The organism is Lactobacillus sp. X-49 (genome assembly GCF_057063645.1).
The window spans coordinates 155146-168282 of the sequence record NZ_JBXSQM010000001.1 but is presented as its reverse complement, the minus strand read 5'-3'; the positions used below and the strand labels follow the sequence as shown (position 1 = coordinate 168282).

The 13137-nt window shown below is 34.2% G+C and carries 14 protein-coding genes and 1 riboswitch; all 14 genes read right to left on the bottom strand.

Annotated elements, in window-relative coordinates; genetic code table 11:
* Positions 1-333: 333 nt before the first annotated feature.
* Positions 334-1590: a tetratricopeptide repeat protein gene (locus ACYIAQ_RS00855; protein ID WP_483562199.1), complete on the bottom strand. Its 1257-nt coding sequence runs from the start codon at positions 1588-1590 to the stop codon at positions 334-336.
* A 79-nt stretch (positions 1591-1669) separates the two neighbouring features.
* Positions 1670-1945 (bottom strand): HU family DNA-binding protein, encoded by a 276-nt coding sequence (locus ACYIAQ_RS00850; protein WP_122022919.1) that lies wholly within the window; start codon positions 1943-1945, stop codon positions 1670-1672.
* A 184-nt stretch (positions 1946-2129) separates the two neighbouring features.
* Positions 2130-3440, bottom strand: a complete 1311-nt coding sequence (der, locus tag ACYIAQ_RS00845; RefSeq protein ID WP_483562198.1) for a ribosome biogenesis GTPase Der — start codon at positions 3438-3440, stop codon at positions 2130-2132.
* A gap of 67 nt (positions 3441-3507) precedes the next feature.
* Positions 3508-4713, bottom strand: coding sequence for a 30S ribosomal protein S1 (gene rpsA / locus ACYIAQ_RS00840; RefSeq protein ID WP_122018152.1), 1206 nt, complete (start codon positions 4711-4713; stop codon positions 3508-3510).
* Between the two features lie 52 nt (positions 4714-4765).
* On the bottom strand, positions 4766-5449 hold the full coding sequence (cmk, locus tag ACYIAQ_RS00835) for a (d)CMP kinase (RefSeq protein ID WP_483562197.1): 684 nt from the start codon (positions 5447-5449) through the stop codon (positions 4766-4768).
* A 44-nt stretch (positions 5450-5493) separates the two neighbouring features.
* The gene (locus tag ACYIAQ_RS00830; protein WP_483562196.1) at positions 5494-5970 is read right to left on the bottom strand and encodes a LysM peptidoglycan-binding domain-containing protein; all 477 of its coding nucleotides are present in this window, start codon (positions 5968-5970) and stop codon (positions 5494-5496) included.
* 99 nt (positions 5971-6069) lie between these two features.
* Positions 6070-6756 (bottom strand): ECF transporter S component, encoded by a 687-nt coding sequence (locus ACYIAQ_RS00825; RefSeq protein WP_199688555.1) that lies wholly within the window; start codon positions 6754-6756, stop codon positions 6070-6072.
* Between the two features lie 92 nt (positions 6757-6848).
* Positions 6849-6964: riboswitch (FMN riboswitch) on the bottom strand.
* 28 nt (positions 6965-6992) lie between these two features.
* Positions 6993-7712 carry a pseudouridine synthase gene (locus ACYIAQ_RS00820; protein WP_483562195.1) on the bottom strand — a complete coding sequence of 240 codons (720 nt, stop codon included), beginning with the start codon at positions 7710-7712 and terminating at the stop codon, positions 6993-6995.
* Complete coding sequence (scpB, locus tag ACYIAQ_RS00815; RefSeq protein ID WP_483562194.1) at positions 7712-8323, bottom strand: SMC-Scp complex subunit ScpB; 612 nt, start codon at positions 8321-8323, stop codon at positions 7712-7714. Before scpB ends, ACYIAQ_RS00820 begins: the two co-directional genes overlap by 1 nt.
* A gap of 1 nt (position 8324) precedes the next feature.
* Positions 8325-9050, bottom strand: coding sequence for a segregation and condensation protein A (locus ACYIAQ_RS00810; protein WP_483562193.1), 726 nt, complete (start codon positions 9048-9050; stop codon positions 8325-8327).
* A gap of 6 nt (positions 9051-9056) precedes the next feature.
* The gene (locus tag ACYIAQ_RS00805) at positions 9057-9404 is read right to left on the bottom strand and encodes a reductase (RefSeq protein WP_483562192.1); all 348 of its coding nucleotides are present in this window, start codon (positions 9402-9404) and stop codon (positions 9057-9059) included.
* A 10-nt stretch (positions 9405-9414) separates the two neighbouring features.
* On the bottom strand, positions 9415-10314 hold the full coding sequence (xerD, locus tag ACYIAQ_RS00800) for a site-specific tyrosine recombinase XerD (protein WP_483562191.1): 900 nt from the start codon (positions 10312-10314) through the stop codon (positions 9415-9417).
* Complete coding sequence (locus tag ACYIAQ_RS00795) at positions 10307-11194, bottom strand: CvfB family protein (RefSeq protein WP_122018144.1); 888 nt, start codon at positions 11192-11194, stop codon at positions 10307-10309. The genes xerD and ACYIAQ_RS00795 overlap by 8 nt, the downstream gene beginning before the upstream one ends.
* A gap of 169 nt (positions 11195-11363) precedes the next feature.
* A complete protein-coding gene (gene pyk / locus ACYIAQ_RS00790; RefSeq protein ID WP_483562190.1) occupies positions 11364-13133 on the bottom strand; it encodes a pyruvate kinase in 1770 nt (589 codons plus the stop codon).
* Positions 13134-13137: the final 4 nt, after the last annotated feature.

Here is a 13137-nt window from a genome sequence, read left to right as displayed (position 1 = left end):
GGTTATTCAATTAAAAAATCCCTAAGTAGAGTCCTTTATCAACCTAATTAAAGGAGATTTTTAGCATATTTATTCTTACTCAAAAATCATCATATAAATTTTAAATATATCCATGACATATAAGTAAGTAAATATGTTATATTACCCCAAGATTATACTATTAGCCGCAACACAATTTTTTGATATTTTTTTATTTATACTCAACGATAAAGCCAAATTAGATCTATAGTAGTAATAACTTTATTCGCTACGAATTAAACATTTCCATTAAAGCTATCACCATTATTTTGATTAGATACCTGCCCGAAAATTAGTTTCTTTTATTAATTATCTTCAATTTTGCAAGTTATCGTACATATCTTGCAGTTCGGAATCTTCTGGTTCTAATTTTAAATACTTTTCTAGTAACTGCTTAACTATGTCATCAGAATGAGCTTCTGTATTAAAAAATCGTATCATTTGCTTTAAGAAGATTGCATTATCTGAAAATTCTGGATACGCTAACCAAAATTCACTTTTCGCCTTTTGCTCTTGCTCTAACCTTTGATAAGATATTGCAAGATTCCAACGAATCTGAGGTTCAATTTCATCTTCATCGAATTTACTGAACAAAGCTAAATTATCCTGATCTTTATTTTCGCGAAGATATAAATTAGATAGTTGTAGCCGTAAATCAATATTATCTGGTAAAAAATTCACACCTTTTATCAATAAATCTTCTGCTGTTTTTAAATCATTGAGTCTAATTGCAGCTAGTGCACCTTTTTCATACAAAACGGCATCCAATTCATTATAAGCGATACCAGCTTGTGCCGAACGTAAAACTTGCTCCATATCATTTTTATGCTCATAAGCCGAGACTAACAAACGGTATGCATTAGCATAATCTGGACTTTGATCAAGAACTTCATCTAAGTATTTTATTGCCTGATCATCATTTTTAACAGCTAACATCACCAATGCAGCCTGATATCTACTATCAATATCTAAAATATCACCACCATTTTTTCTAATTACTGTAGCAGCTTCTTCATAACGTCCTAATTTTGCTAAAGTTTGGAATAAACGATCACTTAAATTAACTTCACTAAAATTTTTTTGTCGTTTTAATAAATCTTGATATAATTCAAGTGCTTCTTCATATTTTCCATTAAAATAATCGAGTTCTGCAAGACCAAATTTAACAACATCTTCATCAGGTGCCAATTTTAAGGCTTTTTTTAATTTCTGATATGCAGTTTCAAATAGACCATTAGTTTGATAATAGTCTGCCTGAACTAATAAACTATCCAGATATACAGATGAATCTTCAGAAATATTATATAAAAGCGTTAGACCATCATCATCTTTACCATCATTCAATAAAATTTCAGCTAAATAAATTTTAAATAAATCTTCCTTAGGGAAGCGAGCAATTAAACTACGATAAACTTCTTTAGCAGAATCAGTAAACCCTAATCCAGTTAAATTTTCCGCCAATGAAGCTAAAACCTCTGGATCATCATTATCTAATGCTTTTTTTAGTAAGATTTTTTCTTGAGAAAAATCCTGATTTTCAAGTGAATCAAGCATCTGTTTCGAATAAGTCATTTTAAACCTTCATTTAATAAAACAATAGTTTGGTCAAAAAAATGGTGGCCATTATTTTTTGCCACCATTTTTTATAAAACTACTTAACAGCGTCTTTAAGTGCTTTCCCCGGTCTAAACGCAGGAACTACACTAGCTGGGATCGCTATTTCATCACCAGTTTGTGGATTTCGACCCTTACGAGCTGCCCGTTTTCTTACTTCAAAAGTACCAAAACCAATTAATTGAACTTTTTCATTTTTAGCAAGATCCTTTTGGATTGAACTGAAAATTGCGTCTACAGTTGCAGCAACCTTTTTCTTAGTTAAACCAGTTTTTGAAGCAATTTCAGTAACTAATACCGCCTTGTTTGCCATCTGGAATTCACCTCCCAAAATAATTTCAAATAAAATATGAAATTATTAATTTATTTCTCAAATAAGAAACAAGGAATAAATGATTATGACCAACCAATATTCCTTGTTTCAAAATATCATAAAAAGCCTAGTACAACAAGCAATTTGACCAAAAAATTATTTTTTCACATTTGCTAAATACAAACTATTTTCTCTTACGCAGAATAATTTTAAGTGGTGTTCCTATAAAATTAAAATTTTCTCGTAATTGATTAATCAAAAAACGTTGATAAGAAAAATGTAACAATTCAGGGTCATTAACAAAAACAACAAATGTTGGTGGATTAACAGATACTTGTGTCATATAATACAAACGTAATCGCTTGCCCTTAATCATTGGAGTTGGGGCTAACTTACTTGCCTCAAGAAGAAGATCATTTAACACACTCGACTGAATACGCTGAGTTTGATTTTGATAAACTTCTTTAACAAGTTGTGGGATTTGCTCAAGATTTTGTCCTGTCTTTGCGGAAACAAATAAAATTGGAGCATAATCCAGGTACTGAAATTCTTCACGAATTGTTTGAATAAATTCCTTGCCGCTATTACTATCTTTTTTCGGTAGATCCCACTTATTGACAATAATGATAATGCCGCGTCCTGCTTCATGTGCGTATCCAGCTACATGCTTATCCTGTTCACGAATACCTGTACTTGCATCTAAAACCAGACAAACTACATTTGAATGCTCTATAGCACTTTCTGCACGCATTACCGAATATTTTTCGGTTTTTTCGTAAACTTTACCACGTTTTCTGATACCAGCAGTATCAACGATTCGAAATTTAGTTCCATCTTCACCAACAAAAGGAGTATCGACAGCATCACGTGTTGTCCCCTCTTCATTATTAACAATTACTCGCTTTTCTCCAAGTAATCGATTCACAATTGAGGATTTACCGACATTTGGACGTCCAATCACACTAAAGGAAATTTGTTCTTCATTTTTTTTATCTAAACTAGTCGGTAATTCACTAACAATACGATCCAGCAAATCGCCAATACCCGTGCCGTGAACACTAGAAACAGGTATTGGTGTACCTAATCCCAAGCTGTAAAAGTCGTAAATATCCATTCTTTGCTCAGGATTATCAGCCTTATTAACAGCCAAAATCACTGGCTTTTTAGTTTGATATAGCATATGTGCAATTCTTTCATCTAAATCAGTCAGGTGATTAGTTACACTGGTCAAAATTATAATTACATCAGCTTCTTCAATTGCAATTTCTGCTTGAGCCCGTATCTCATCCTCAATTCGTCCATCTTCCCAGGTGATGCCACCTGTATCAATCAAATCAAATTTATGTCCAAGCCATTCTGCCTGAGCATAATTTCGATCACGAGTAACCCCCGGTTTATCCTCAACAATTGCTAGACGTTCATTGATAATCCGGTTGAAAAGTGTTGATTTACCAACGTTCGGTTGTCCTACAATTGCAACTACAGGTAAAACCATAAATTTTCAGCCTCCCTAAAATATAAAAAAAGCTGACTTATTGGTCAAGCCAGCCTTTTTATTACAATTAATGACGATCTTTTAATTGGTCACCGATAATATCACCTAAAGCAAAGCCACTATCATCGTTGTTCATGTACTTATTGTTCATTGAACCTCTGTTATATGAACTATGCGATTGGGAACCTTCATTATCAGAGCTCTTAGGATCAGCCGCTTTCATTGAAAGTGAAATTCGACGCTCACCTGGATCAATACTCAAAACTTTAACTTTAACAGTTTGACCAACTTTCAATACATCACTTGGTTTGTCAACGTGTTTGTATGAAATTTCAGAAACATGAACTAGGCCTTGAATGCCATCCGCCACTTCAACAAAAGCTCCGAAGTTAGTTAAAGATTTAACTTCGCCCTCAAAGATGTCACCTTCATGAAGTTCTGCTGTTGCTTGTTCAAATGGGGAAGGTTCAGTTTGCTTAATTGAAAGGGAGATGCGATGTCTATCATCATCAATACCAATTACTTTTACCTTAACATCTTGACCAGATTTTAATACATCACTAGGTTTATCAACGTGCTTATATGAAATTTCAGAAATGTGAACCAAACCGTCAACACCACCTACATCAACAAAAGCACCAAAGTTAGTTAAACGAGAAACCTTACCTTCAACTACGTCACCAACAACTAATTGTGAAGCAACATTTTCAAAGGCTTCTTCGCGCTCTTCTTCGATTAAGTCCTTGTGTGATAAAATTAAGCGATTTTTACTTGGATCAATTTCAGTAATCTTAAGCTTCATTGTTTTACCAATATATGGCTTAAGATCTGAAACATATCGATTTGAAATAAGTGATGCAGGTAAGAAACCTCTCGTTCCTACATCAACTAATAATCCACCACGTACTGATGATGTAATAGTGCCTTCGATTGGAGTACCAGCTTCAAAGTCCTTTTGTAATTCATCGTAGGCTTCTCTTTCCTTTAAACGAGTTACAGAGAAGAAGAATTCACCATTTTCCTTATCGCCGCCAGCTTTTCTTAAAACTAAAGCCTTGAAATTATCACCAGGCTTAACAGCGTCACGAAGGTCGACGTTGCGATCTGAAGTAAATTCACGACGTGGAATAACTCCCTCGACACCAGCATTTACAACACCAACATCGATTTGACCTTCTTCAACGTCTAAAACTTCAACATCTACAATATCTCCGACCTCAACTCCTTGCATTTGCTTTAATGCATCTAAAAATTGATTACTATTTTCTGACATTATTTACCTCCCGATATCATAACCTCATTTTAAATGAAAGTTAGATATTTTTCTACTGTTTTAACACCTTTTTTTGACTTTTTTTAATTTCTGCCAAAATAGAATTAACAACTTGATTAATTGTCATCTTAGTTGTATCGATTTCGACGGCTTCAGAAGCCTTTTTCAAGGGTGACACTTCTCGGTGAGAATCTTTGTAATCTCGTGCGACTATATCAGACTCAATTTCTTTTAGTGTTTTTTCACTTTTTATTCCACGTTGTTTTAAATCGAGCATCCTTCTTTGTGCACGAGACCGAGCAGTTGCTACAAGAAATATCTTAACTTGTGCATTAGGAAGAACAGTAGTAGCAATATCCCTTCCATCCATTACAACATCCATTTTTCCGGCCATTTGGCGCTGTAAATCCACCATTTTACTTCGAACACCAGCTAAAGCAGACACTTGAGAAACATTTTTCGAAATTTCAGGAGTCCGAATTTTGCGCGAAACATCCTGACCGCCAACATAAACTTTTTGCTCACCACCAACAGATTTAAGTTCAATTCCACACCGATCAATTGCAACTAAAATTTGATGCTCATCAGCATAATCAATTCCCTCTTCTTGTGCGATCACAGTACAAGCACGATACATCGCACCTGTATCAATGTATATATATCCTAATTTCTGCGCAACAATTTTTGCTACAGTACTTTTACCAGCTGATGCTGGTCCATCAATTGCTATCTGCATTCCAATTAAAAAGGGGCAACATTGTCCCTATCCTTTCTATACCATTACTTTAATATCAAGGTTTGCCCTGCTTCAATTTGTCTATTTTCATCAAGATTATTAAGTGCGACTATATCGCTAACAGTCAAATTAAATTTTTTAGCAATACTAGTCAGCGAATCACCATTTGCTACAATATATTGCTTAGGAACCCTTTCTTGAAATTCATTCTTAGCTGGTTCTTTAGTTTTTGGTTTATTTTGCACCTTAGCGTGCAACTTTACCTTAGATTTAGACTTTGGGATAATCGGTGACTTTTTTACTCTTATTTGCTTTTTACTAGATTTCTTTACTTCAACTGCCTGGTTATCTGTCTTGTTTGCTGAAGCCAAATGATAAACAATAGGTACAAGAGCAACAAGTATGATCATTAAAAATGACATTATTGCTCTCCAGATTTTAGACACAGACTTGTGTGTATTAACTCTAGATTCTGCTGGACGTAAATAATGTCGATATGGTTCTACTGGTTTTTGGTTCATTTTAAAACCCCCTTGCTTAACTTGTATAATTTTAGCATATTTAATATGAAATTTGGATAAAAAAAACGACCGGATCTGGTCGTTTTATAAAATTAAATTTTATTGATTATTTTTTTTGAAGTATTTACGAACAAAAGGTTTAATAGTCTTCAAAATTGTTTCAAATAGTAAGAAAACAACTACACCATTAATTAATCCTTTTAGTAAGTTAAAAGGTACAATTATGCCAAAAATATAGGCACTCATAGATGGAATATGAAGCAACTGTCCCAAGTAAATCTTCTCGGTAAAATTTAACAAACCGCTGTAACCGTTTATTGCTGGCAATTTAGGTACAGCTGTCACTGCATAAAGTGGAGTCAAAACTAGTGCATTAAGTATTGATAAAACGACCGTCATTGCTAAAATTCCTAAAACAATTCCAAGAATCGGCTTAAAATGACGCTTAAAAATATTCGTTTCATCAGCATTAAGATTTTTTGTTGAATAATAAAATGGTAAAGCAAACGAAATAGTCGCTAATAAGGCAGCAATTTGACCGACAATGCTTGGGAGTGCAAATCCTTTATAAATTAGATTAATAATCATTCGAATACACGCAATGAAAATTCCTGGACCTGCACCAAATAGAAAAGTTCCAATTGTAATAATTACATCAGAAAAATCGAATTTCAAAAAACTAGCAACTGGCAATGGAAATGCAATTTCCATTACGACAAACGCTATTGCTCCTAGCAATGCATAGGCAATAATATTAGCTAAATTACTTGAATTTTTTCGTTTCAAAAAACTTACCTCCAAAAGTAATAATAAGTCTGTTGCTTCTAGCAACAGACTTATTTAAAAGTAAGCATAAGATTATCCAAGCTTTTAAGTTAGTCTGCCTTCTTTCATCTAGACTTTAACTATCGGTATTCTTAAAGAATTCCACCACTTACGTGGGTCGTGGACTCACACCACCGGTCGGGATTTACACCCTGCCATGAAGACAACAAACTGATATATTTGATTACAATTACATACTAGTCTAAGCGCTTTAATCTGTCAACCTCAGCATGTGTCAATTCACGATATTTTCCTGAAATAAGCGAGTCTAAGGTTAAAAAAGAGTATTTTTCACGCGCAAGTTTTTTAACTTGATGATTCACTGCTTTAAACATTTTTTTAACTTGATGATAGTGTCCCTCATGAATTGTTAATTGAACAAGTTGAAAATTTTTTTTCCTATCACTGCGAATAATTTTAACTTTTGCCGGTGCAGATTTTTTATGATCAAAAATGACACCGTGAGTTAGTCTGGCTATTTCTTCTGGTAACAATTGTCCGTTAATTTTTGCCAAATAGACTTTGGACACTTGGTTGCGGGGATGCATCAGTAAATTAGCTAGTTCTCCATCATTAGTCATAAGCAACAGACCAGAAGTATCATAATCCAGGCGCCCAACTGGATACAATCGATATGGTAGTTCAGAAAAATAGTCAGCTACGGTTTTTCTTCCCTTATCATCACTAACCGTAGAAACTACACCACGAGGTTTATAAAAAAGAAATGTATGCAAGCTTTCACGCTCAATAGGCTCACCATCAACAGAAATATTACTAAATGTTTCAACTTTTGTCCCCAATTTAGTAATTACTTTACCGTCAACTGTTACCCTACCCTCTTTAATCATTATTTCTGCTTTGCGACGAGAAGCAATCCCTGCCTCCGCAATTACTTTTTGTAAGCGTTGTAAAACCATTATTTTTCTCCTTCGCGTTGATATTTGAGTAAATTCTTATCTACCTGCCCTTTCGCTGATAACAGATCTATTTCCCCCTCAACATTAATGATGTCATCTTCAAAATCCTCAATTAAAGGCAAATCTGCCAAGCTTTGATAACCGAAATATTGTAAAAAATATTCACTAGTAATATATAAATTTGGATGTCCTGGGACATCTTTTTTACCTTCAATTTTTATCAAACCGCGCCAAATTAATGTCTGTAGTGCGCCAGAAGAGTTAACTCCTCTTATTGTATCAATCTCAACTCGCGTTATTGGCTGCTTATAAGCAATAATTGAAAGTATCTCCAAAGCTGATTGGCTCAGTGTTTTGGTAAGATTTTTTTGAAAAAAGCCGGTCACAATTTCACTAACTTCTGGACGAGTTGTTAATTTATAGCTATGATCAAGATGAACCACTTGCAAACCCGTATCTGCATTTTGCTTAAGTTTTTTCTTTAATTTTTTGCTAAGCTCCCTTAAGGCAGAAGAATCAATTTGTAATAATTCACACAAATTATTACTTTCTAATCCACTATCACCAGCAAGATACAGTAACGCTTCTAACTGCGCCATTTTACTCACCATTTTAACCAATTCTTTCTATTTCCAAATCTCCAAATGCACGTGATTGTCGAACCTTGATTTGTTGCTTTTTACATAGCTCTAATAAAGCCAAAAAAAGACCAATAACATCTGATAAACTGTTCAGTTGGTCACTACACGAAAAAAAGCTAATTGTTTTTTCAGTAGCAAGCTTACACTCTAAAAAATCAGTCATTTCAGTAATTGATGTTTCATTAGATGCAATAGAAACATTATCTAAATGGCTAATTTTTAAACGTTGTAAAACCACAATAAATGTATTGACCAATTGCGAAGAGGTAATTTTGCCCAGCGGCAATGGATCTATCTTTTTAGTTTGTGGCACACTTTCTTCTTTTGCCGCCGTAATTGGAACTTCTTCATTTCTCTTTTTAAAATACAACGAAACTTTTTTGAAAACAGAATATTGCACCAATTGTTGAACTAATTCATCACGTGGATCTTCTTCAAGTTCTTGATTATCAGTAAAATCATTCTTTGGTAATAGGGATTGTGACTTAATCCTTAGTAGCATTGAAGACATTACAAAATATTCACCAGCAACTTTTAAATTCAAGCGCTGCATCTCATGCAAATAAGCTAAGTATTGACTAGTGATTTGCGCAATAGGAATATCATAAATATCAATTTTCTGAGATTTAATTAAGTGAAGAAGTAAATCAAGTGGTCCTTCGAAATTAGGCAATTCTAAAGTTAAATTATTAGTCATATTCTTTCATTTTGTCAAATATTTAATTAAATAAATCCATTCAGGCACAGCTGTAATTTTTTTATTAGGATTACTACTAGCTAACTCTTGAATAGCCCGAGATTCATATTTAGATTGACGATAATCTGGCGCAAGTGAGATATAGCGAATTATAATAAAATGATCATCATTTTGAATACCGATTACGCCGATAAAATTAGCTTCTTTTTCTCGATATAAATATAGTTGAAACTCTGAGCTAGCCTTGTTCAGTTTAATTTCTTCTTTTAAGTTATCAAGATTTTTAAATTCAGGCAAATAGGATAATAATCCCATTGCAACTTTTTCTTGATCTTTTTTACATTCAATTAACAAAATAAATCACCTATGTTCGCGGATGCGTTCTAGTATAAACTTCTAAGATATGCTTTTGAGTTAAGTTTGTATATATTTGCGTCGTGCTAATATCCGTATGCCCAAGAATTTCTTGCACTACACGTAAATCTGCACCATTTTCAAGTAGATGAGTCGCAAATGTATGGCGCAGTGTATGAGGTGTAACATTTTTAGAAATGCCAGCCAATTGACAATAACGTTTGATAATTTGCCAAACCGCCTGTCTTGTTAGTTGTCCGCCACGATTATTAAGAAAAATATAATCACTATTTTTCCCAACTTTCAGAAGTAATGTATCTCGTACTTTTTGCTGATAGTTTTCAATCCATGAAATTGCTACCGAACTAATTGGAATGAGCCGCTCCTTATTTCCCTTTCCAAATACTTTTAATAATCTCAAATCAGCATGTAAATCATCAAATTTAAGATTAATCAATTCACTTACTCTAATTCCAGTTGCGTACAGTGTCTCAAGTAACGCTCGGTCACGTAATCCCAATTTTGTTTTAATATTGGGTTGAGCCAAAAGATCATTTACTTCTTTAACACTTAAAGCTACAGGTAAAACATGCCGTTTCTTAGGTGAATCAATTTCTTGCATCGGATTAAGTTTCTGAATATTCTGACGTACAAGCCATTGATAAAACTTTCGCAAACTTGAAATCATTCTACTAATTGAAGTGGTCGCTTTTTTTTGATCTTGTAATTCAGCCAAAAAAGCATCAATATCAACAGTTTTAGTTGGCCATGACGTAATATTTTCTTTTTTCAAAAAGGCTAAAAAACTAATTAAATCTTGTCGATATGCCACAATGGTGTTATCACTTAAACCACGTTCAATTTGACTATAACGTAAATAATCCTCAACTTCTTCTAGTAAATCATTCATTTTCTTTAACTTCAGGATCATTAATCAATGTAATTGACCCGGCATCCTTATCTTCAGTAATATATTTTGCCTTTAGCAAACGACCTATAGCTCGCTTAAACGAGGATTTAGAAATACCAAAATAATTTTTAATTTCTTGCGCATCGGATTTATCATAAAAGGGCAAAGTTTTTGTATTCTTACGGCGTAAACTCATTAAGATCATTTGAGCATCATCATCAATCTCTTCAAAAGCTCGTGGCAAACTACTTAAATTCAAGCGACCATACTGACTAATACCAATTACTCGACCCTTAAACTGCTCGCCTAAACGGAGTGGTCGTACCATTTGAGATGCATGGACAAAACCAAGATAATACTCACTAGTAATGACAAATGCTCCAATTTCACGACTAGCATAAACCGTACCAAAAATATCCTTATTTTTCATTTTATCAGGAAAATGGGCTGCCAATTGTTCAAAAATACTTTCATCTGCCAATTTTGCCCAGATACGATCTTTGCTGTCAGTTTCAAGATGAACCAAAAGTTGGTCATCAATTCTCGGCCAGCGCTCTTTATCAAATGGTAGATCATCAACTGAAACAACAACTTCTTTATCAGGTAGTCCAATATCCACAAAAACACCCAAATCATACTTAATATCAGTTACTTTGCTCCAACCATATTGATCAGCTTGAGCAAAAGGTAAAAATTGTGTCATTTCACGATGATGTTGCTTATCATCATATAAAAAACCTTGTACTTGGCTACCTAAACGTGGAGTTTCCTCCTGAGTAATCTCCTTACATTTCAATTCGTAAGTAACTCCATCTACTTGAACATAAAATGCATCATCATTTTGATCAATTATTTTCCCTGTTGCAATTGTGCCAAGCATAGTTTCAATCTCCTAAATCAAATAAATTTTCTTTTAACAAGTATAACATTTTAACTAATTAAATTAACATAAGTCAACTAAATTTCATCTTTGATGTACTTTTATGAATAAATACTGAGCAAAATAAATAGCCAGTTTGAAAACTGGCTATTTATTAATTTGCTAATTGTTATAAATTAGAAACTTCACCTTGGTAAATTGCACCACGCCGAGCATCAATCGTAATAGTCGATTCATTAGCAATTTTATCAGTTGCATCTGTAACACCAACTACAACTGGAATACCTAGTGATAATCCTACTACAGCTGCATGTGAAGTTAAACCTGAAGACTCAACAACTAAACCTGAAGCCTTTTTAATTGCAGGTAAGTAATCAGGATCGGTAGTTTTTGCAACTAAAATATCACCCTCTTGAACCTTACTGTTTGCTTCATCGGCGCTTCTAACAACCACAGTTTTACCAACAACAGAACCGTTACCAACGCCTAAGCCCTGAGCCAACTTGTTACCAATGATTTGTAACTTCATCAAGTTGGTTGTACCAGAGTCACCAACTGGTACTCCAGCAACAATAATTACTAAATCACCATCTTTGACATAGCCCTGTTCTTTAGCAACTTTAGCTGCTACTTCAAACATATCATCAGTTGATGCAGGCTTTTCAGTAATCATGGGTTGAACGCCCCAAGTAATTCCAAGTGAATGTTGAATATTTTCATCAAATGTTAAAGCCAAAATATTGGCATTTGGACGATACTTAGAAATCATTCTTGCAGTATAACCAGAGTTAGTAGCAGTAATGATAGTTTTTACACCTAATTCTTGAGCAGTACGAACAACTGATTCACCAATTGCTTCAGTAACATTTGAACCCTTGTATTCTTCAAATCTTTGAAGAGCCAAAGTATTACGTTTAAGCATTTCATCTTCGGTTCTTTCATCAATTTCTGCCATGGCTTTTACCGCATTAATTGGATAAAGACCATTAGCTGATTCTCCAGATAGCATTGTTGCATCAGTTCCATCCAATACAGCATTCGCAACATCAGATACTTCAGCACGAGTTGGGCGAGGATTTTCCTGCATTGAATCCAGCATTTGAGTAGCAGTGATTACTGGCTTACCTAGGGCATTAGCTTTCTTAATTAAATCCTTTTGAACAAATGGGACATCGATAAATGGAATTTCAACTCCCATGTCACCACGTGCAACCATTAATCCATCAGAAACTTGTAAAATTTCATCAGCGTTATCAATACCCTCTTGAGATTCTATTTTGGGATAAATCTTAACATAATCGCACCCAGCGTCTTCGCACAACTTACGAATATCTAAAATATCTTGGGCTTTGCGAGCAAATGAAGCAAAAATAAAGTTAATTCCATGTTCTAAACCAAATCTGATATCACTGGTATCCTTTTCAGTAATTCCTGGAAGACGAATTTCAACACCAGGTGCATTAACACCTTTCTTTGATCCAATAACACCTGTATTTTGAGCCTCACAAATTAACTCTTTGTGTTCGTCGTCTTTTTCTTTAATTAATAAATCAACTAAACCATCATCAATTAAAACGTGACCACCAACATGGGTATCATCATAAAGACCAGCATAGGTAACGTGAATTTTTTCCTTGTTACCAGTTTCAGAATCATCCATAGAAACTCTTATTACATCACCTGTATTAAGAGTGAATTTACCACCCTCCTGATCAGTAGTTCTAATTTCCGCACCCTTAGTATCAAGAGCTATTCCCAGAACCAAACCGGTCTCCTTTTCAACTTGACGAACCATATTCATCCGTGAAAGATGTTCTGCATGGTCGCCATGTGAAAAATTAAAACGAAATACATTTGCACCAGCTTTGGCTAAAGCCGTAATAGTTTCAATATCATTTGAAGCTGGTCCTAATGTACTAACAAGTTTAGTTTTCTTCATTTAT

Coding starts and splice junctions, on each gene's coding strand:
- ACYIAQ_RS00855 (WP_483562199.1), bottom strand. CDS start 1,590: ATGACTTATTCGAAACAGATGCTTGATTCACTTGAAAATCAGGATTTT.
- ACYIAQ_RS00850 (WP_122022919.1), bottom strand. CDS start 1,945: ATGGCAAACAAGGCGGTATTAGTTACTGAAATTGCTTCAAAAACTGGT.
- der (WP_483562198.1), bottom strand. CDS start 3,440: ATGGTTTTACCTGTAGTTGCAATTGTAGGACAACCGAACGTTGGTAAA.
- rpsA (WP_122018152.1), bottom strand. CDS start 4,713: ATGTCAGAAAATAGTAATCAATTTTTAGATGCATTAAAGCAAATGCAA.
- cmk (WP_483562197.1), bottom strand. CDS start 5,449: ATGCAGATAGCAATTGATGGACCAGCATCAGCTGGTAAAAGTACTGTA.
- ACYIAQ_RS00830 (WP_483562196.1), bottom strand. CDS start 5,970: ATGAACCAAAAACCAGTAGAACCATATCGACATTATTTACGTCCAGCA.
- ACYIAQ_RS00820 (WP_483562195.1), bottom strand. CDS start 7,712: ATGGTTTTACAACGCTTACAAAAAGTAATTGCGGAGGCAGGGATTGCT.
- scpB (WP_483562194.1), bottom strand. CDS start 8,323: ATGGTGAGTAAAATGGCGCAGTTAGAAGCGTTACTGTATCTTGCTGGT.
- ACYIAQ_RS00810 (WP_483562193.1), bottom strand. CDS start 9,050: ATGACTAATAATTTAACTTTAGAATTGCCTAATTTCGAAGGACCACTT.
- xerD (WP_483562191.1), bottom strand. CDS start 10,314: ATGAATGATTTACTAGAAGAAGTTGAGGATTATTTACGTTATAGTCAA.
- ACYIAQ_RS00795 (WP_122018144.1), bottom strand. CDS start 11,194: ATGCTTGGCACAATTGCAACAGGGAAAATAATTGATCAAAATGATGAT.
- pyk (WP_483562190.1), bottom strand. CDS start 13,133: ATGAAGAAAACTAAACTTGTTAGTACATTAGGACCAGCTTCAAATGAT.